The organism is Pseudomonas sp. TSRC2-2 (assembly GCF_049897785.1).
Lineage (GTDB): Bacteria > Pseudomonadota > Gammaproteobacteria > Pseudomonadales > Pseudomonadaceae > Aquipseudomonas.
In genome coordinates this window covers 368,769-388,642 of record NZ_JAFCWZ010000007.1, presented here as the reverse complement: position 1 = coordinate 388,642, position 19,874 = coordinate 368,769, and the positions used below count along the sequence as shown (strand labels likewise).

Annotated in this window: 18 protein-coding genes; 1 reads left to right on the top strand and 17 read right to left on the bottom strand. The window is 60.8% G+C overall.

All coding sequences use genetic code 11. The features are described 5' to 3' along the window. Window positions 1-34: 34 nt before the first annotated feature. The gene (locus tag ACP7D9_RS16865) at window positions 35-640 is read left to right on the top strand and encodes a lipopolysaccharide kinase InaA family protein (protein WP_426158718.1); all 606 of its coding nucleotides are present in this window, start codon (window positions 35-37) and stop codon (window positions 638-640) included. Here ACP7D9_RS16865 and ACP7D9_RS16860 read toward each other — a convergent pair. The 17 genes from ACP7D9_RS16860 to ACP7D9_RS16780 form a co-directional block, all read right to left on the bottom strand. Then, window positions 635-1,726, bottom strand: a complete 1,092-nt coding sequence (locus ACP7D9_RS16860) for a glycosyltransferase family 4 protein (protein ID WP_426158681.1) — start codon at window positions 1,724-1,726, stop codon at window positions 635-637. The genes ACP7D9_RS16865 and ACP7D9_RS16860 overlap by 6 nt on opposite strands. 54 nt (window positions 1,727-1,780) lie before the next feature. After that, the gene (locus tag ACP7D9_RS16855; protein WP_426158679.1) at window positions 1,781-2,542 is read right to left on the bottom strand and encodes a glycosyltransferase family 2 protein; all 762 of its coding nucleotides are present in this window, start codon (window positions 2,540-2,542) and stop codon (window positions 1,781-1,783) included. A 54-nt stretch (window positions 2,543-2,596) separates the two neighbouring features. Continuing rightward, window positions 2,597-3,553: a glycosyltransferase gene (locus ACP7D9_RS16850; RefSeq protein WP_101156467.1), complete on the bottom strand. Its 957-nt coding sequence runs from the start codon at window positions 3,551-3,553 to the stop codon at window positions 2,597-2,599. A gap of 81 nt (window positions 3,554-3,634) precedes the next feature. Next, on the bottom strand, window positions 3,635-5,035 hold the full coding sequence (locus ACP7D9_RS16845) for a PIG-L deacetylase family protein (RefSeq protein ID WP_426158677.1): 1,401 nt from the start codon (window positions 5,033-5,035) through the stop codon (window positions 3,635-3,637). Window positions 5,036-5,043: 8 nt separating this feature from the next. Further along, the gene (locus ACP7D9_RS16840; protein WP_426158675.1) at window positions 5,044-5,940 is read right to left on the bottom strand and encodes an antimicrobial resistance protein Mig-14; all 897 of its coding nucleotides are present in this window, start codon (window positions 5,938-5,940) and stop codon (window positions 5,044-5,046) included. After that, the gene (locus tag ACP7D9_RS16835) at window positions 5,940-7,070 is read right to left on the bottom strand and encodes a glycosyltransferase (RefSeq protein WP_101156472.1); all 1,131 of its coding nucleotides are present in this window, start codon (window positions 7,068-7,070) and stop codon (window positions 5,940-5,942) included. Before ACP7D9_RS16835 ends, ACP7D9_RS16840 begins: the two co-directional genes overlap by 1 nt. Continuing rightward, window positions 7,054-8,811 (bottom strand): carbamoyltransferase family protein, encoded by a 1,758-nt coding sequence (locus tag ACP7D9_RS16830; RefSeq protein WP_101156475.1) that lies wholly within the window; start codon window positions 8,809-8,811, stop codon window positions 7,054-7,056. Before ACP7D9_RS16830 ends, ACP7D9_RS16835 begins: the two co-directional genes overlap by 17 nt. A gap of 172 nt (window positions 8,812-8,983) precedes the next feature. After that, on the bottom strand, window positions 8,984-9,313 hold the full coding sequence (locus ACP7D9_RS16825; protein WP_101156478.1) for a YceK/YidQ family lipoprotein: 330 nt from the start codon (window positions 9,311-9,313) through the stop codon (window positions 8,984-8,986). Between the two features lie 162 nt (window positions 9,314-9,475). After that, the gene (locus ACP7D9_RS16820) at window positions 9,476-10,927 is read right to left on the bottom strand and encodes a lipopolysaccharide kinase InaA family protein (RefSeq protein ID WP_426158672.1); all 1,452 of its coding nucleotides are present in this window, start codon (window positions 10,925-10,927) and stop codon (window positions 9,476-9,478) included. Further along, complete coding sequence (locus ACP7D9_RS16815) at window positions 10,927-11,679, bottom strand: lipopolysaccharide kinase InaA family protein (protein ID WP_426158670.1); 753 nt, start codon at window positions 11,677-11,679, stop codon at window positions 10,927-10,929. Before ACP7D9_RS16815 ends, ACP7D9_RS16820 begins: the two co-directional genes overlap by 1 nt. Next, on the bottom strand, window positions 11,676-12,410 hold the full coding sequence (locus tag ACP7D9_RS16810; protein ID WP_101156486.1) for a lipopolysaccharide kinase InaA family protein: 735 nt from the start codon (window positions 12,408-12,410) through the stop codon (window positions 11,676-11,678). Before ACP7D9_RS16810 ends, ACP7D9_RS16815 begins: the two co-directional genes overlap by 4 nt. After that, window positions 12,410-13,216, bottom strand: a complete 807-nt coding sequence (rfaP, locus tag ACP7D9_RS16805) for a lipopolysaccharide core heptose(I) kinase RfaP (RefSeq protein WP_101156489.1) — start codon at window positions 13,214-13,216, stop codon at window positions 12,410-12,412. The genes ACP7D9_RS16810 and rfaP overlap by 1 nt, the downstream gene beginning before the upstream one ends. Further along, window positions 13,216-14,337, bottom strand: a complete 1,122-nt coding sequence (locus tag ACP7D9_RS16800; RefSeq protein ID WP_426158668.1) for a glycosyltransferase family 4 protein — start codon at window positions 14,335-14,337, stop codon at window positions 13,216-13,218. Before ACP7D9_RS16800 ends, rfaP begins: the two co-directional genes overlap by 1 nt. Further along, on the bottom strand, window positions 14,337-15,398 hold the full coding sequence (gene waaC, locus ACP7D9_RS16795) for a lipopolysaccharide heptosyltransferase I (RefSeq protein ID WP_426158666.1): 1,062 nt from the start codon (window positions 15,396-15,398) through the stop codon (window positions 14,337-14,339). Before waaC ends, ACP7D9_RS16800 begins: the two co-directional genes overlap by 1 nt. 1 nt (window position 15,399) lies before the next feature. Continuing rightward, window positions 15,400-16,434: a lipopolysaccharide heptosyltransferase II gene (gene waaF / locus ACP7D9_RS16790; RefSeq protein ID WP_101156498.1), complete on the bottom strand. Its 1,035-nt coding sequence runs from the start codon at window positions 16,432-16,434 to the stop codon at window positions 15,400-15,402. Between the two features lie 255 nt (window positions 16,435-16,689). Beyond that, on the bottom strand, window positions 16,690-19,629 hold the full coding sequence (gene glnE, locus ACP7D9_RS16785) for a bifunctional [glutamate--ammonia ligase]-adenylyl-L-tyrosine phosphorylase/[glutamate--ammonia-ligase] adenylyltransferase (RefSeq protein ID WP_426158664.1): 2,940 nt from the start codon (window positions 19,627-19,629) through the stop codon (window positions 16,690-16,692). Then, window positions 19,626-19,751: a hypothetical protein gene (locus tag ACP7D9_RS16780; protein ID WP_256584330.1), complete on the bottom strand. Its 126-nt coding sequence runs from the start codon at window positions 19,749-19,751 to the stop codon at window positions 19,626-19,628. Before ACP7D9_RS16780 ends, glnE begins: the two co-directional genes overlap by 4 nt. Window positions 19,752-19,874 lie beyond the last annotated feature (123 nt).

Genomic DNA, 19,874 nt, shown 5'->3' with positions numbered 1-19,874 from the left:
ACAACACCCTGCACTTTCGACAAGGCTTCCTACGATGCGATGCTCCCGGCTTTCACAAGCCGCTCTAGACCAAATGATCGACGCTGCCAAAGTGCTGGAGGCGGACAGCTACGGGCCGAAAGTCTACCTGCTGCAGGATGGAAAAATTCTCAAACTGTTCCGTCGCAAACGGTTTTTTTCATCCGCGCTGCTTCGCCCCTACTCCCGGCGATTCATCGACAACGCCATCGAGTTGCAAAAACTCGGCGTGCCGACCCTGCAGATCCTCCAGTTCTTTTGCCTCGAAAAACCAGGCATGACCGCCGTGCTGTATCAGCCTCTGCCAGGGCAAACGCTGCGTCAGATCGCCAGTGAACAAGGGTTCGACTGGAAGCAGGCGTTGCCGGATCTGGCCGCTCTGATACGCAGCCTGCACCGGTCGGGCATCTATTTCCGCTCCCTGCATCTTGGCAACATCGTCGTCACGCCAGACGACCGCATGGGCCTGATCGACGTCGCCGACATGCGCTTCACCCGCGGACCGCTGCCAAAGCGCCTGATCAAACGCAACCTGCAGCATTTCGCACGCTATATTGCGCGCGAAAAGCTGAACGACAGCTTTCCGATGCAGGCACTGGAGCGCGCCGTCTTGTCCTCATGAAAACAATGCGCGGGCAGCCTGGCTGAAGCTCGACCAGGCCTCGTCCGGTGCAAGCATGCGGTATTGCTCGGCATTGATCGCTTGAGATGAGGCACTGAAGGCGCGGTCGATGGCCTCGGACCAGGCTTTGGTGTCATTGACCGGGGCATACCAGCCGGCGCTGCCCAGTTGTTCGCTGAACACATCCAGATCGCTGCACAAAACCGGTACGCCGGCCATCACCGCTTCCTGCATGACCAGACCCAGGCCCTCTTCCAGCGAAGGGATGGCAATCCAGTCGAAAGCACGGTAAAGCTGCGCGGCTTCGGTCAGATGTCCGGTCAGCAAGACGCTGTCGCTCAAGCCGAGCGCCTCGATGCGCTGCTGCAGCGCCGCGCGTTTGGAACCTTCACCAATGATGACCAGGCGCAAGTCCGGACGATTGACCCGTACTGCAGCGAAAGCATCAAGCAGATAACCGAAACCCTTCTCCGAGACCAGGCGGCCCACCGCGCCCATGACAGGAGCGCCTTGCGGCAACCCCAACCGTGTCCTGGCCTGCTCGCGAGTGAACAGTTCAGCGCGAAACGCCATCGGATCGAATGCACTTCGCAACGGGGTGACTGGCATCTGCAGGTCGCTGGTCAGTGAATCGGCAAGGGTGGCGGAAACGGCAACCAATGTCAGCCGGGACGCTGGGAGTGATTGAAACAGAGCCTGATCTCCAGCGTTCAAACGCGCCGAACCGTGGAAGATCACCACGGCGCGGATATGCGCCAGCTTCTTGAGGACCGGCAATAACGTGCGCGCGACGCCCACGCCGTCCAGCAACACCAATCGAGCGTCACTCTCCACCAGGGCCTGACGAAATCGCGCCTGCATAAAGGGTTTGGCCAAGCGCCAGAAATGCCGCCCCTTCAGGCGGGCCGACGATAACCGCCACTCCCGCACCTCGCCCACATCCGCGCCGCACTCTGCTCCTTGCCCCTGAAGCAGCCAGGTTTTGACCACCGCCGAAGGCGAGGCCTGAGAGAGAATTTGCTGGTGCACTTTATGGATTGATGCGAACGGAGCGCCACCGGCCCACATGATGTTGAGAATATTCATAGGACAGAGAGCCGTTGCGTGGATTTGCTGGGACAAGCAGCGGCGTGCGTTAACTCAGTTGATGAACCAGCCAATGCAGACTCCCAGCAACAGAAACAAGGCAATTTTAATCTGCTCGCGGCGATTGCGGCGCGCTTTGCGTTCACGCTCGACATCCGTTTGCACATGCAGACCGAAACCGGTGTGCATGACCGCGTCTGCCTCAAGGATCAAGGCCTCCCTGTTGAGTTGCGAATAGCGCTGTGACAAGGCCTTTTCGCCACCGTGCCCGGCGAAAGGCGCGCACAACCGATAATCCTCAAGTCGGCGCAACCCGGGATTCAGCGAGAAACCCTGCCACTCCGGCTTGTCGGAAATCAGCGGATAGCATGCGACGCCATCGACGATCTCGCGCGCGCCCAAACGGATATAAGGGCTGTGCACACGCAGATCGTGATTATAGCTGCGCAACCAGATCTGCAGAATTTGCGGCCGGGCCTCCAGAATGGTCATGGAGTCTTCCACGAACCCGGGACGGTAGAACTCCCAGTCGTCTTCGCAATGAAAGATATACGGTGTAGTGACTTGCCCGTAGGCCAGGTCGATCGATGCCAGCTGGCCCAGCTTCGGACGATTGACGAAGATCGTGCTGTGCTCTTTCCAATGAGCAGGCAGAATCGCGGCAACGCCTTCGTCGCCAGCATCTTCGGTGATGAACACTTCACGAATGGGTGCCGTGTTGTACCGGTCGAAGCTATCGAGAGTGGTCTTGAGCAGATCGAGTCGACCGCAGCTGGTAACCACCAATGTAATCTGGCTTTCTTTGGAAAATTGCACCGAGATCTCGTTAATCAGAAGTCGCCAGCAATATCACTGGCTGTATGAGACTTGTCAAATGCCCACTTTCAGGCGGATTTTTTCCAGCAGACTCAGCGGAGCACGCTCACGCAACGATGGTTCAAGTTCTTCAACGATGCGCTGACCGATCCGCGCGAAACTGAACTGATGCACCGCCAGCTCACGACCGTTGGCAGCGATGCGCTGCGCCAGTTGCGGATCCTCGCGCAGCCTGGCCAGCTTTTCCTGCAGCTGCGCGATGGTCTGATAGAACACCACGTTATGCATGTCCTGCAAACCGAGCGCCGCGTTTTCGGCGGCGCCTTGATCATAGGCCAGCAGGACGCAGCCGCAAGCCATGGCTTCGAAGTTTTTGATCATGAACTCGCCCATGCCCACATCCGCGCTGACAAAAAAGCGGATACGGTTGAGCGTCTCAAGGTATTCGTTCCCTGACTTGGTACGCGTTACCAGCAGCGGCTCGACCTGACCCAACTCATCCAGCAATGCCTTGCGCCCACTGTAGGCCACACTGTTGGTGCTGCCGACGAAAGCGAGTTCGATATCCCGCTCGCGCCCCAGGTCCTGCAACTGCGTCTGATCATAACCCTTGGGTACGAACACGGCGTCGAAGCCCTCCGAGCGCAGACGTTCGGCAACTACGAAACCGGAGCTGATCACCCGTGCCCAGGGCAACCGTCGATAATGCGCACTGAACTTGCCGGTGTATTTGCAGGGAATGTAATTCTGATAGGCATCGTGCTCCAGAATGACCAGATTGGGCACGGTGCGGATGAACCCGACCTGACGGATCTCCTGCTTGAAACGCAGGAAAAACACGATGCGGTCATAGCGCGAAACATCGACTTCGCGGCGAAAGTATCGACGCAGGTTGCGCTGTTCGTCACCGCTCAACCAGCGCAGATCACACTCACAATGGGCTGCCACACCCTCGTACAAACGATCGAGAATGGCTCGCTGATCTTTCTGCACCAGAAATAGAACTTTCATTGTCTTCCTTGCCGCAACAGCAACCCGAGCAAACCTGAACATGCCCGCCCGCAAGAAAGTCTTGCGCGGGCTCCTGTGTCGTTACAAACGCCAGAACAGTTCGTGTCGCCGAACCGCCTTGCGGAAAAATTCGTTCTCGCCATAAGGCGAACCGGACCGCCCTGCCAGCCATCGCTGCAAGGTTCGACGCAAGCGGCGCTTGAACGGCGCGGGCGGTTGCAAATCATGCATCATGCCCAGGGCCATGGCCTTGTCACGTTGCTGCTCCACCGATAACGCCAGGCATACAGGCTGCACCGGCAAGCCAGCATCAAAAGCTGGCGGCAGCGCCACGCCCTCACCACTATTGCCCATCGGCCAGCGATCATTGTCATGCAGGTGGTTGGCATAACCGAGCAGCGTCGGCTGCCAGTCCAGACTCTTCAATACTTCAAGCACGGCCTGCTGCGCACAGAGGTGGTCGGGGTGCGGATCCAGCGTCGGATGCGGCAGCACAATGACGTCCGGACGCGCGCGCAGGACAGTTTCGCGCAGATCGGCCAGCAGATTGTTCCAGGTCGGCGCGCCATCGGCGTCACCCGGGAGCACAAATGAATTGAATTGACGGAACAGACGGGTATCGCTCAAGTCCGCTTCGCGCGAGCCCACCGGTTGACCCGGCTTGTCACGCATCGCCGCCAGTTGCAGGCAGAAATACCCCAACTGCACGCAACGTTCCTGAGCGACACCGGCCCATTGCGGCACGGTGAGGCTGTCCCAGGCACGCAACCGTCCCTTCAGTCGCGCGGCGTCGACCTTGCTCATGCCCATCTGCTGGTAATGTTCGGCCTCGATTTCGCCAGCCGTGAGGGTAACGATCCAGGCTTCATCAGCCTGACTGTACAAACCAAAAGCCGCCAGTTCCGCATCGTCCGCGTGTGGCGCAATGACCATGACCCGCTGACGACGATAATCGGCGTGCTCCAGCGCCCACAGCACCGGCTCTCCCGACACGCGGCAGTAACGTCCGCGCAGGCGCAACACACCCGCCGACAATGCTTGCGCCTGACCGCTCAGGTTCAGATAGCGCACGCCGCCGACACCGCGCTCGAAGGTCTGCACATCAGGATTGGCGCCGCCCGACAACTCGATACGGGGATCAAGGAAACGTCCCAGCCAGGTGCTTTTGACCCGCACAGCCAGGATCAGCATGGCGTCGTCGGCCAGCATCACACCGTCATCCAGACGCAGTTGCTCGCCGTGCAGGTGCACCTTCGGCTGCGGGGTATACGCAGGGAAGCTGTACTGGTAATCGTCGCTGGGGGCATAGAACAGATGATCGGCAAACCACGCCTCATGGGCGACCCAGGCGCCGGTCAGCAACAGCGGCGCCAGCCACCAGGCGACCAGCACGCTCAGCGCTATGATGGCGGCCAGTACAACCAGCACAGTCACGCGTTTGTTGCGTCGATGGCGCTTGAGCAATTGCTGTTTGCGGCTCATGGTCTGACTCATACGGTGAAGACCGGCACAGGGTTGCACCAGCGATCCTTGTATTCACGGTCAGCGCGACCGAACGAAAACCGCAGCGGCTTGCCGAGTGCCCGTGCCTGCTCCCAGGCGCTTTGCGTATTGAGAAAGCTCAACACGCTGCCGGGGCTGAATTCGCGAGTTTCAGGATCAACCCCGCCATTCACGTATTCGACACTGATCCAGTCTGGCGCCTCGACGCGGTAGACCAGTTGAATCGCGATCGGCGCATCGTTGAGGAAAATGACCGAGCCGATCAGCAGCTCGCGCAGCAACTCGATGACCTCGGCCATGCGCGCCGCACCGGTGGCGGGAAAACCCCAACGACGCTGAAACAGATCGCAGTACATCGCGGCCAGTTCAACGCTGGAAAACTCACTGACCGCTCGCACCACGCCGCCCGCTTCTTCCAGCAGGCGCAATTCGCGGCGCTGGTTGTAGCGAAACTTTTTCGACAATTCTTCCGGTGTGCGGGCCATGGCCAACTGTTCAGTCTGCAACTTCATGCCACTGAAGCGGCTTTCGTTGAGCGCCGACAGATAGCGCGCCCGATGACGCAGCGGTGCCTGAGCATCGACCGCGGCCGGCAGGATCAGCTCGGCATTGCCGAGATCGAACAGGCCTTTCTTGCCGTGGCGCTTGAGCGCGTCCTTGGACAGGGCCAAGTCGCGGCCCCAGGTTGCAATGGCGGCTTGAACATCGCCTTGCTGCTGCCAGGCGAGATAACGCACCGGTATCCCGGCCAGGTCCGCCAGACGCTCGATGACCAGCGGATGCGTCGCGACACTGCCGCCATAACGCTGCCAGGCAGCGGCATAGGTTGAGGCGTCAACGGGCGACCAGCCACGTTCGCGCCAGCCTTGAAATCGGTTGAGCATCAGCCCCTCGTTGCCAGATCGGTAACTGGCGGCAGGCGCCAGAAGGTCTCGCGCACCGCACGGTCGGAGAAACGCTCATGCAGTCGCTCGAGCATCATCTGCGCACATTGACGACGCTGCTGCTCATCCATCGCAGCCAGATGTTGCAGCCCTTGAGCCAGATGTTCGGCATCGCCCAGTGGAAACAGAATGCCCACGCCCTCGACCACCTCCTTCGCCCCGCCGCACGCGGTGGCCAGCAACGGCACGCCGGCAGCCATGGCTTCCAGCAATACCATGCCGAACGGCTCATGATCGGAGCTCAGGGCAAACACATCGAAGGCGCGAAAGTAGTTGCGCGCATCGGGCACCTGACCGAGAAACAGCACTCGATCGGCAATGCCCAACGCCCGCGCCGACGCCTTGAGATCCTGCTCCAGGCGACCGCTGCCGAGAATCACCAGTTGACTGTTGTCCGGCAGTCCAGGCAGCGCCTGGGCAAAACCGCGCAGCAGCGTGGCCTGATCCTTGTCCGGGTGCAGGCGGCCGACATTCCCGACAATCCAGGCATCCGGCGACAGACCGAGAATCTCACGTGCTTCTTCGGCCGGTAGCTGGCGGGCTTGCAGAGCAGGCACGTCGATGCGGTTGTAAAGGGTCTGGATTCGGCTTGCCGGCCACTTCGGCAGGCAGCGCCGCATGTCGTCACGCACCGCATCCGACACACCGAGAAGGCTCAGGCGCTTGCGGAAAACATGCGCGAACAGTTTGCGCGTCCGACGCTGGTAATCGCCGAATGCGTGGTGCACGCCTATGACCGGCAGCGAGGTGCCGAGCAAGGCGATATAGATGGGCTTGAAGCGATGAGCGATGCACAGACTGAAATTGCGCGAGGCGACGATCTTGCGAAGATCGCCGATAGCACCCAGTTTCAGGCCACGAATGGCCTTGGAACTGTACTCCATGAACAACACTTCGTCCGAAGCACACGCTGCTGCCACCTCGCTATCGGCGGCCCCGGTCAGAAACACCGTGGTCACCCGATAGCCGGTGCCGGCAAACAGGCTGGCGTACTGCCGTGCGCAGTCCAGGAACGGCCCGTCATAGCCGTGACAGAACTGCAGCACATGGCGTTCAGCCGAGCGAGTCATAAGCGTTCGCGCCCTCTTTCACCACCAGGATGTCTTCCATGATCAGGTATTGCAGATCCGACCCGAAAAACATGTTCAGCGCGTCGGTTGGCGAGCAGATCATCGGCTCGCCACGACGGTTGAGCGAAGTGTTCAGCGATACGCCGTTGCCGGTCAGGTTTTCCAGCGCTTTCATCATGTCGTAGTAGCGCGGGTTGTATTCGCGCTTGAGCACCTGGGCGCGGGAAGTACCGTCTTCGTGGACCACTTCCGGCACGCGGGTTTTCCACTCTTCGGCGACTTCGAAGGTGAAGGTCATGAACGGCGCCGGGTGATCGATCTTGATCATCTGCGGCGCGACGGTGTCGAGCATCGACGGGCAGAAAGGCCTCCAACGCTCGCGGAACTTGATCTGGTGGTTGATGCGATCGGCGACACCGGCCACGCTCGGGCACCCGATGATCGAACGGCCACCCAGTGCACGCGGGCCAAACTCCATGCGGCCCTGGAACCAGGCGACCGGGTTGCCATCGACCATGATCTTGGCGATCTGCTCGGGCATGTTGTCGAGCTTGCGCCAGGTCGGCTTGTTCTCGTGGCGCGCGCAGGCGGCAATCACGTCCTCGTTGCTGTACGACGGGCCGAGGTAGACGTGTTCCATCTTCTCGACCGGTACGCCACGGGCGTGCGACACGTAAGCGGCAGCGCCAACCGCGGTGCCGGCATCGCCGGACGCAGGCTGTACGAACAATTCTTTAATGTCGTCGCGAGCAATGATCTTCTGGTTCAGCTTGACGTTCAACGCACAGCCGCCGGCGAATGCCAGTTTGCCGGTTTCCCTGAGCACATCGCCCAGGTAGTGGTCGATCATCTGCAGCGCCAGCTTTTCAAACAGCGCTTGCATGCTCGCGGCGTAGTGGATGTACGGCTCGTCAGCGATGTCACCTTCGCGTTTCGGCCCCAGCCACTCGATCAGCTTCGGTGAGAAGTAGAAGCCTTTGCCCTTCTCTTTATAGCGGCGCAGACCGATGACGTTGGCGTAGTCGGTGTTGATCACCAGCTCGCCATTCTCGAACGAGGCCAGACGCGAGAAATCGTACTTGCTGGCGTCGCCGTACGGCGCCATGCCCATGACCTTGAATTCGCCGTCGAGCATTTCAAAGCCGAGGAATTCGGTGATCGCACCGTACAGACCACCGAGGGAGTCCGGGTCGAAAAATTCCTTGATCTTGTGAATCTTGCCGTTTTCGCCATAACCGAAGAAGGTCGTGGCGTATTCGCCTTTACCGTCGATGCCGAGGATCGCGGTTTTTTCCTTGAAACCCGAGCAGTGATAAGCACTGGAGGCGTGGGCAAGGTGATGCTCGACCGGCTCGATCTTGATTTTCTTCGGATCGAAGCCCAGCTGCTCGAGGCACCAGACGATCTTGTTGCGATAGCGCTTGTAGCGACGGTTACCCATCAGGATCGCGTCAAGAGCACGATCCGGGGCGTACCAGTAACGCTTGGCGTAGTGCCAGCGGGCTTTGCCGAACAGGCTGATCGGCGCAAACGGAATCGCTACCACGTCAACGTCGGACGGTTTGATACCGGCCTGCTCAAGGCAGAATTTCGCCGATTCGTAGGGCATGCGGTTCTTTGCATGTTTATCGCGTACGAAGCGCTCTTCCTCAGCCGCCGCGACCAGCTTGCCGTCGATGTACAAGGCTGCGGAAGGATCATGGCTAAGGGCGCCGGACAGGCCAAGAATCGTCAATGCCACAGGGGTCTAGCCTCTTTAGTCTGCATGCAGGCGCGATGCGCCTTGAAAATTGATGTGCCCTCGCACGGGGCGAGTGGCAGCTAAAGGGCGGGATTATAGCGTAAACATCAGGGGAATGACCCGGTGCGAATTGCCGCTGCCAGGATTGGTCCGATTCAACGGGTACAAAGCCTCAGTAGCCGTCTCTGCGCCAGTAAATACTCAGATTTCCGTCGGCGGCCTGGCGATAGATCGTGTAGGGCAGCGAAAGCGTGTCGAACGCAGCGGACAACGGCAGATCAAGCAATACGAGGGGCACCATAAAGCCCGCAGGATTGGGCGGTGCGTTCAAGATGCAGAAGTCAAAGGCCAGGCCACTGTAGATACGCGGAATGGATTGGCAGTAAGTCTTCTGTTTGCGCAGGTTCCGAGCAGCATCTGCGTCCAGTTGCAACACCGTTGACACACTGCCACAGCCTGATAGAACCGAGAGAAAAACGCCTAGCGTCATAATCTTTGTCATGCCCGGGACTCGTCATCCGAAATCGTCAGGCAAATTAGCATCGAGGCTGAACTGCAGACAGTTCATGGCTTCTGGCGAAGCTGTAGGACGAGTCGCTGTTATTTGTGCGTAGCCGCCAACAGGCTCGCCTTCGCAGCCTGCCGAGCCTGCTGGCGACAGGACTCAGCCCGCGCTGGAGATATCTTTGGGCAACCGCTGATCAATGACTTGATACAACGCGCTGCTTTCAGGCCAGTTACGCATGAACCTCGCCCGATCGCGGGCATAAGCCGGGGCGAAACTTCCGGCCGATGAGTGCTGACACATCGAATCGAGGTCGATCAGCGCCCAGCGATCCGTCTGCCAGAACAGGTTGTGGCCCTTGAAATCGCCATGACTGATGCGCTCGGCGATCAATCGGGCAAACAGTTGATCCAGCGCCTGCAACTCGGCTTCCGGTGCCTGGCCATTTTCTACGTACGGCGCAAAGCGCTCAATGATGTCCGGCCCTGGCAGATATTCGGTGACCAGATAAGCGCTGCGGCGCAGCCACAAAAAGCGTTTTTCCAGCATTGCCAGCGGTTTCGGCGTGGCGATGCCCAGGAAAGCCAGACGATTGCCCTCGCGCCATGAATGCCACGCCCGGCTCGGGCGCCAGAAACGCTTGAGCCAATGGGCGAAGCCTTTGATGTTGTAGCGTTTGATCACCAGCGAGCGACCGCCCGCCTGAACCTTGCCGACACTCGCTGCGCCACCGGTTTTGTACAGATGCCCCTGATCGAGCAAGGCGTCAGCCTGCTCCAGCACCGGCAGCATGGCGGCCTCTTCCTCACGACGGATGGCGCGCAGGGCAAACGCGCCGCGATGCACTGCAAACAGTGTGCAGTCGCGACCGACCTTGATCAGGTAATCCCTGAGCCTCCAGTTGCGCACTTTGTCGATCTGCTTTTGCAATGCCTCCAGCGGCAACGCATGCTCGCTGTTGCTCAGCAAGTAATACACCAGCAGCTCTTCGGTGAACGGCTCCAGTGACTTCGGCAGCTGAGCGAAGAATACCCCGAGGTTTTCCAGCACTTTTTGTCGGGACAGTGGCTGCCCAGCCGTTTCCGCACGAACGCCGGCGCCATCGATCAGGTACAGCTGACCGCCATGGCGCAGCAGATTGTCCAGGTGCAGATCCTCTTGCCAGAGTCCTTTGCCGTGCATCCGACCGATAGCATCCAGTGCTTCGGCCAATACCGCGGTTTGTTCATCAGCCAGCGCCGGCAGAGACTCGACATTGGCCCAGGCATCGCCAAGGCTTTCGGCGCCCTCGAGAAATTCGAAGAGCAGCCAGCCACCCTCGCCGTCTTTCAGTCCATCGGCCAACAGCAAAGGCGTAGTCAGGCCCTGCGCAGCGAGTAGCCGCACCCCGTCCAGCTCTCGTTGGAAATGCCGGGCAGCCTTGCTGCCGACCAACAACTTGGCCAATACCGGCCGTCCGCGCCAGACGCCGGCGCCCACGTAACGCTGCCCGGGCAACACCCGCAGCAGGCTCAGCAACTGTAAATCCGCCGCACCGGCGGCGTCCGCCAGGCACACGGTCAGTGGCAGGGAAGGTGCGCGCCCGGAGCGGGCCAGCTCGGACAATTGCATCAGCGAGTCTCCTTGTGGCTGCGCCGCGCTGTCAGTCGGGTCAGCCAGCTGTCGAGCAGCGAGCTGTCAGTTGTTTGATCGAGATAAGCCGCGAGCAGTTGGCGCAAGTCGGCCTCGCGCCACTGCGGCGCGCGACGCTGCAACGGCTCCAGATCCTTGACCCGATCACGCACGCCGAACAGCAGCGGCCGGGTTTTCTCCAGATCGATCAGTTGCGCCTCATAGCCGTCGCCGGTGGCGCGCAGGAAGATATGTTTGGGATAAAAACAGCCATGCACCTGGCGCGCGCCATGCAGCCGTCGCGCCAGCAGCCCGCAAGCCTTGAGAATGGCCGAATGCTGCGCGTCACTGAGCTGCGCCCAGCGCGTCAACAACGAATCCAGATCACTCCAGCCATCCAGTGCGCGCGTGAGCAGAATGGCGCGCACTTCACCGGCGACTTTGCGCTGACCGAAAAACGCCGCCTGCAACGCCGGAATGCCCAGCTTGCGGTAACGGCTGATGTTGCGAAATTCGCGGGCAAAGCTCGGTTCGCCAAACGGCGCCTGCAAGGTGCGGGTCAGATAATTGCTCTGGCGCTTGAGGTAATAGCCCTGGCCTTCCAGATCGAGACGGAACACGCTGCTCCAGCCGCCACCGGCAGTGTTGGGCTCATCCACAGCTTCAAGCTGTTTGGCCCACAGTGCGTCGAAATTGCCGAGACCGTGGCGCTCCAGCAGTGCGCGGTCCTGTTCGGCAAGAAAATCAGTCATTCGCGCCCCTCGAAAAATCTCACCACGTGGCGAATCCGTTTCTTGTCGGCGACATCGAGCCGATCACACTGGCGATATTGCTTGTAGAAGCGCAGGCGCTGAGTGTTGGACAGGTGATATTTGGCCAGTTTGTCGAGACAGGCGAGGTCCTTGGTGATCCGGTACTTGAGCCAGAAGCCGCGCCAGAATTCGCCGTTGGGGCAGTCGATGAGGAAGATGCGCGCCTGATCGTCGATCAACAGGTTGCGCCACTTCAGGTCGTTATGCGTGAACCGATGGTCGTGCATGGTTCGGGTGTAGCCGGCCAATTGTCGGCTGACCCCGTCGACCCAGGCACGATCCTTGAGCCTGGGATCCTTGCGCTCGGCCAGTGCCGAGAGGTCTTCGGTATTGGGCAGTTCACGGGTGATCATCGCGCCACGGTCATAGGCCGCGCCGCGCCGCTCCAGGCCCCAGGCCACCACCTCGGCAGTGGGGATGCCCCACTTGGCGAAGCGCTTGAGGTTCTGCCATTCCATCTTCACGCGCGGCTTGCCGAGGTAGCGGCGCAAGCCTTTACCGGCGCCGACGTAGCGTTTGACGTAGTAATTGACCCCGTCACGCTGCACCCGAACGACTTCCGACAGCGGATCGCGGGTCAGACGTTCGCCCTGCAAGGCAAATACGGCTTCGAGGCTGCCGAAGTCTTCGGCGAGGTCGCTGTACTGCGGTTCAAGTGTCCAGCCCGCCATCAGAGCGCATCCCCGTAACGCTGTTTGCGCGCGTAGAGTTTGTCAGCCTTGCCTTGCAGCCAACTCAGCAGTGGCGCCTCTTGCGCCAGAACCTGGCGCAGCGGCTGCTGGAAGTAGCCTTTAAGGAAACGCAGCTTGTCGCGGCGGGTCAGGCCAATGTCCAGCGCGGAAAAATACAGCGCCGCCAGATCTTTATTGCGCCAGCGCTGAGTAATTTTTGCGCGGGTCTGGGCCCGATGCAGGTCAATCACCGAGAGTTTGAAATCTTCCGGCGTGACCGGTTTGTCGGTGTGCAGCAGGAAGTGGCAGATATAGCAGTCGCGGTGATTGACCCCGGCGCGGTGCATCATGCCGGTCATCCGCGCGACTTCGGCAATCAGCGCGCGTTTGAGTTTGGGCTCCGGCGGCTGTCTGATCCAATCGATGCTGAAGTCTTCGAGGCTGATGGTCGGCGCCAGTTCTTCGGTGACGATGAACGAGTGCTGATCCGCCGGATTGCTGCCCTTCTCGCCGTAGGCGACGGCGGTCATGGTTGGCACGCCGACTTCCTGCAGACGCTGGATGGCCTTCCACTCTTGCCCTGCACCGAGTACCGGCAGCTTGGCGGTCAGCAGGTTCTTGAAGATTTCGCCCCAGCCAATGCCACGGTGAATCTTGACGAAAAAGCCATTGCCATCGACTTCCGTGCGCAATGTCCGGCGCGCTTCCAGCTCGCGGTATACCTCGCCCTGCAAGCCCTCGACTTCAGCGAACGGGTCGCGTCCGGCCCAAAGGCTCTTGAACGGTTCAGCCAGCATCAACTTCATTAAGCGTGCTCCGCCAGAATCACATCCGCCGCGTGCTGCGGCATGCTGTAGAGGTCGGCCGTTTCGGCAAAGGCCAGACCGTTGCGGCTCCAGGCCGCCCGTGCAGCGTCGTCGCTCAACATTTCGCTCAGGTATTGCGTCAGCTGCGCCTGCTCGAACGGCTCGTCCAGCACTCGCCCGGCGTCGGCCTCGGCAATGTAATGGGCGTAACCGCACACCGCGCTGACCAGCACCGGCAGGCCGGCGACCAGCGCTTCAAGCAGCACGGTGCCGGTGTTTTCGTTGTAGGCCGGGTGAATCAACAGGTCGGCGCCGAGCAGAAAACGCGGGATATCGCTGCGCCCTTTGAGAAAGGTCACGTTGTCGCCCAGGCCCAGCGTCGCGCTCTGCATCTGGAACAATTTGGGGTCATCCTGGCCAATTACAAACAGCCGCGTGCGTTTGCGCAATTCGGCCGGCAACGCGGCCAGCGCTTTGAGGCTGCGATCGACACCCTTGGTCTTGAAGCCGGAGCCGATCTGCACCAGCAGCAACTCGTCGTCCTTGAGGTTGAATTCGGCGCGAAAACCGGCGCGAATCTCATCGGCATTCGCCGGACGCCGACGATCCTGGGCGATGCCCGGCGGCAGCAGATGAAAGCGCTCAAGTGGCGTGTCGTAATGCTTGATGAACAGCGGCTGCTGCACTTCGGAAATCATCAGCACTTCGGTCTTCGCATCTCTGGCGAACACCGCTCGCTCGTACTCGGCGAAGTGGCGATAGCGGCCCCAGCGGCGGTACAGCGAATTGCGCAGATTCTGCGCCTTGTCTTCGAAGCAACCGTCGGCGGCGTAGTAGACGTCCAGGCCTGGCATCTTGTTGAAGCCGATCAAGCGATCGACCGGCCGCCTGGCCAGATCCGCTGCCATCCACGCGCTGAGTTTTTCGTTGCGCCGGTGATTGAAGAACGCCTTCACCGGTGCCACCAGCACTTCGAAACCCGGCGGTATGTCGCCTTCCCAGATCAGCGTGTAGACGCGAATCTGATGGCCGCGCTTCTGGCATTCGAGGGCGATACGCATGAAGTCGCGCTGCAGGCCGCCGAACGGAAAATATTTGTACAGGACGAATGCCAATTGCATCAGCGCAGCTCCTCAGCCATTAACAACGTGCTCAGTCGGCTGGCGACACGCTCGGGATTCACACGCGTGAAGCACAACGGCTGCTCGCGTTTCAGATCAAACTGACGGGCATCCTGCTCGGTCGGTTGATAAGTACATTTCTTCTGCATGCAAGGCGCGCACGGAAAGTCAGCGGCCAGATGAATCTGCAGTTTCCCGTAGGCGCCGGTCAGGCCCGGGTTGGTCGGGCCGAACAGCGAGATGGTCGGCACGTCCAGCGCCGCGGCCAAATGGCCCAGGCCGGTATCCACCGCCACGCAAGCCTGCGCGCCGGCGAGGGCTTTGCCGACGCCGGCCAGATTCAGCTTCGGCAGCACTTCGGCGTGTTTGAAGCCAGCAGCGATGCGCTCGGCGCGGGCCTTTTCCTGCGGGTTGCCCCACGGCAACTTCACGCCGACGCCGAGGTAGCCGACGCGCTCGGTCAGCTCACGCCAGTAGAGTTCCGGCCAGTGCTTGCTGTCCCAGGTGGTGCCATGCAGGAACACCACGTAGGCATTCTTGCGCGGCAATTCGACCAGTCGTTCGACGTTGAGGCCGTAATCGCCGAGGCCTTTGGGCAGGTCGTAACCCAGAGCGATAGCGAACAGCTGGCGCACGCGCTCGACGGCGTGCTGGCCACGGGCAACGGCGAGCTTGCGATGATAGAAGCGTGCGGCCATCGGTTCGCGGGCCGAGGTTTTATCGAGACCGGCCACGGGTGCTTTGACGTAGCGAGTCAGCCAGGCGCTTTTCAGCAAGCCCTGGGCGTCGATCACCAAGTCGTATTTGTTCGTGCGAACGCTCTGCTTGAAGCGTTTCCATTCGCCGCTGGTGATGGTTTTCCACAGGCTCTTGCGCCAGCGGCGGATCGCCACTGGAATTACCTTGTCGACCGCCGGGTGCCAGGTCGGAATTTCGGCGAAGCCTTCTTCCACCACCCAGTCGAACTTGATGCCCGGGATTGCGCGCGCAGCGTCGGTCAGCGCCGGCAATGCATGAATCACATCGCCCAGCGAGGAAGTCTTGATCAGCAATACCCGCAAGTTATTGAACCTCGACCACGGAGCCCTGCAACTTCTGCAAGGCATCGTTGACCGCGTCCGGCATCAGCTGGCGCAGGCAGTTGTAATGGCCGAACCGGCAAGTACGATCGAAGCACGGGCTGCATTCGATGCCCAGGCGCACGATCTCGACCTGCTCGGCCAGCGGCGGGGTGAAGCCCGGCGAGGTGGAGCCGTACACCGCGACCAGCGGACGGTTCAACGCCGCAGCGACGTGCATCAGGCCCGAGTCGTTGGACACCACCGAGTCGGCGCAGGACAGCAGATCGATAGCCTCCGCCAGAGAAGTGCCGCCGCTGAGGTTGACCGATTCTTCGCGCAGGCCCGGAATCAGCCGGGCGCGGATGTCTTCACCGACCGCGTGATCGTTTTTCGAGCCGAACAGCCACACCTGCCAGCCTTCGCGGATGCGCGCTTCGGCGACCTTGGCGTAATGCTCGGATGGCCAGCGCTTGGATTCGCCGAACTCGGCGCCGGGGCACAGCGCCAGGACCGGGCGATCGAGGGTCAGGCCGAATTTGGCCAGTGCCGCTGCGCGGGTGACCGGGTCGATTTGCAGGCTCGGACGCGGGTACGGCTTCGGCAACTCGGCGTTCGGCTCGTAGGCCAGAGCCATGAAGCGCTCGATCATCAGCGGGTAGCGTTCTTTGTCGAGGGTGCGCACGTCGTTGAGCAGGCCATAGCGCAATTCGCCGCGCCAGCCGGTACGTTTTGGGATGCCGGCGAAAAAGGGCACCAATGCCGACTTCAGTGAATTGGGCAGCAGGATCGCCTGATCGTACTGACCGCGCAGGGATTTGCCGATGCGCCGGCGCGTCGCCAGCTCCAGCGCGCCGTGGCCGAGCGGGAAGCTCAAGGCCTTGCGCACTTCGGGCATGCGTTCGAGGATCGGCCGGCTCCATTCGGGCGCCAGCACGTCGATTGCGCATTGCGGGTGGCGCTGTTTGAGACACTGAAACAGTGTCTGCGCCATCACCATGTCACCGACCCAACTGGGCCCAACGATCAGAATATTCATGTGCTTTCCAAAAACGAACCGGGGAGGCATTTACGCCTCCCCGCCTCGAGAATTCTACAAACACTGTAGATCTTCTGTGGGAGCGAGCCTGCTCGCGATGGGGTCTTCACATCCAACATTATTGTCGTCTGATACTCCGCTATCCGGGCAAGCCCGCTCCCACAGGGTTATTCATTTTGCCGCATAACGTTGAAGACCGAAGATCCCTTGTGGGAGCTCGCTCCCACAAGGGATTGGGTGCTGCATAAACCGGCTTCAGCTCAGCCCCAACTCTTTCCAGATCCGCAGTACCTGTCGCCGTTCTTCGGCGAACTGATCCCCGGCAATCACCCCGGCGTCTTTCTGCAAGGCCTGCCGGTGCGCGGCAGAGCGGTAGGCCTTGTAGGCCTCGCGCAACAGGCTGGCATCTTCGGCGGGCATCAGCCCTTCGTGTTCCAGCTCTTCCAGAATGCGGATGTTATCGGTCCAGCGCAGCAGCGGCGGATGGCTCTGCGACCACGCCAGGGCCGCGTATTGCACCATAAATTCAATATCGACGATACCTCCGGCATCCTGCTTGAGGTCGAACGGCACCGTCGCTTCGAAGGCATTAGCTGCCGTACCGGCCGCCGTGCTGCGGGTACCGAGGTTGTCGCGCATCTTCGCACGCATCTCGCTGACTTCCTGCTGCAGCTTGGCCAGGTCCCGTGATTTGCCCAACACTTGCGCGCGGACTTTCTCGAAGGCCTGGCCGACATCCTGACTGCCCACCAACACCCGCGCGCGCACCAAGGCCTGATGCTCCCATGTCCAGGCTTCGTTTTCCTGATAGCGGGCGAACGCGCCGAGGGAACTCACCAGCAGTCCGGAAGCACCGGACGGCCGCAGGCGCATATCCACTTCATACAACTGGCCGGAGTTGGTCTGCGCCGTGAGCAGATGGATGATCCGCTGCCCCAGGCGCGTGAAGAACTGCGCACCATCAATGGATTTCGGCCCGTCGGTTTCCGCCTGCGGGTCGCCGTCGTGGATGAACACCAGATCCAGATCCGAACCATGCCCCAATTCGATACCGCCGACTTTGCCATACCCGACAATGATGAAGCCGGGATCGCACAAGGTGCCGTCGGTGCGCAGCGGCGTGCCGTACTTGGCCACGGTCTGGCGCCAGGCCAGCGCGAGCACTTGTTCCAGAATCGCCTCGGCCAGCCACGTCAGGTAATCGCTGACCTTCATCAGCGGCAGGCTGCCGGCGATTTCCGAGGCGGCGACGCGCAAGCGATGCGCCAGTTTGAAATGGCGCAGGGCTTCCATTTGTTGCTCGAGGTCGTCCTCGGGAATTCGTGTCAGGCGTTCGCGCAACTCGGCTGCCAGTTCCGGCGCCAGCGGCGGCTTGAACAGCCGCCCCTCGTTGAGCAATTCGTCGAGCAGCAATGGAAAGCGGGTGATCTGCTCGGCAATCCACGGGCTCGCCGCGCACAGAGTCAACAGGCGACGCAGCGCACCGGGGTTTTCCGTGAGCAACACCAGATACGCCGAACGCCGCGCCACCGCTTCCACCAGCGGCAACACACGCTCGAGCACCAGGTCCGGATTGTCATGTTCGACGGCTTGCGCGAGCAGTCGCGGAATAAAGGCATCGAGCCGTTCGCGTCCCAGCCGCTGCATCGCGCGCAGTTGCGGACTGCCGCGCAAACCGGCGAGCGCCTTCAGGGCTTTGCCGGCATCGGCGAAGCCGCCTTCCTGCAACTGCCGGCACGCGGCTTCTTCGTCTTGTTCTTCTTCCCACAGGGGCAGCCATTCACCACCAACCACCACTTCGTTTTCGCTGCCCTCTTCCTCGTCGGGATCGGCAATCACCTGGGCGAAATGCCAGGCCACGCGCCCGCGCCAGTACATCAGCTGTTCGTGGAACGCCGACCAATCGGCGAAACCCAGCATGAAGGCGATGCGCGCCTGATCCTGGGCGCTGTCCGGCAGCATCTGCGTCTGACGATCGGCAATCGCTTGAATGGCATGTTCGGTGTAACGCAGAAACTCGTAACCCTCGCGCAACTCACTGACCACCGCCGGCGGCAGATAGCCCTGCCCTTCCAGCGTGCTCAGCACCTTTAATAAAGGACGCTGTTGCAGGCTCAAGTCGCGGCCGCCGTGGATCAGTTGAAAGGCCTGAGCGATGAACTCGACCTCTCGAATACCGCCGGAACCCAGCTTGATATTGTCGGCCATGCCCTTGCGCCGCACTTCCTGCTGGATCAACTGCTTCATGGTGCGCAGCGCTTCGATCGCCGAAAAATCCAGATAACGGCGGTAAACAAACGGCCGCAGCATGTCGAGCAATTGCGCGCCGGCGACCTGATCGCCCGCCACTACCCGCGCCTTGATCATCGCGTAGCGCTCCCAGTCGCGACCCTGATCCTGGTAATACTGCTCCAGCGCGTTGAAGCTGAGCACCAGCGCGCCGGACGATCCGTATGGGCGCAAACGCATGTCGACGCGGAAAACAAAACCGTCGACGGTCATCGGATCCAGCGCCTTGATCAGACGCTGGCCGAGACGGATGAAGAATTCCTGATTATCCAGCGAGCGCTTCACGCCGACGGTTTCGCCGCCCTCGGGGTAGGCGAAGATCAGGTCGATGTCGGAAGACAGATTCAGCTCCACTGCACCGAGCTTGCCCATGCCGAGGATAACCATCTGCTGCGGCTCACCGCTGCGCCGGCCGGTCGGCGTGCCGAATTGCTCGCAATGGCGGCTGTACAGCCATTGATAAGCCTGATCGATCGTGGCGTCGGCCATGTCCGAGAGGTCGCGGCAGGTCTGCACCAGATCGGCCTGGCGGGTCAGGTCGCGCCAGATGATCCGCACCTGATGGCGCGCGCGCTGGCGGCGCAAGGCACGGCCGAGTTCGTCTTCGCTCTGCGCGGTGCTAACGGCGGCGGCAATCTGTGCGCACAGTTCGCCGGGCGCAAACGCCCGGTCAAGTTCGCCGGACGCCACCAGCGACAGCAACATCAAAGGGTCACGAATGCTCTGTTCAATGACAAATTCGCTGGCGGCGCTGACGCGGGCCAATTGTGCCCAGCGCTCCGGCGTCCAGTCCGACAGGCCGTGATCGTCTTCAAGGGCGGCGACGGACGTACGGAACGACTGCTCGGATCGGCTGACCAACGGCAGGAGAATGGCGGGCAGTTCGGCAAGCACGGGCAGGGTCATGGTCTATCCTTGATCGGCGTAATAAGGGCCGCTTGTAGTGAATGATGAAAACCCGCTACGTGAAGGACTGTCGAACAAAAGTTAGAAATAGCTGAAATTTCTTCTTCTTTGGCATCCAGCATCAAGCTTTCACCTTATTCGGATGGAAATCGACCCGCCTTAACGATTATTCTCACAACGCAGTCGGAGGCCACAAGCCTTTCATCTGTAGTTTTACTACTCGTCTATACATTCGAAAGGCTGAA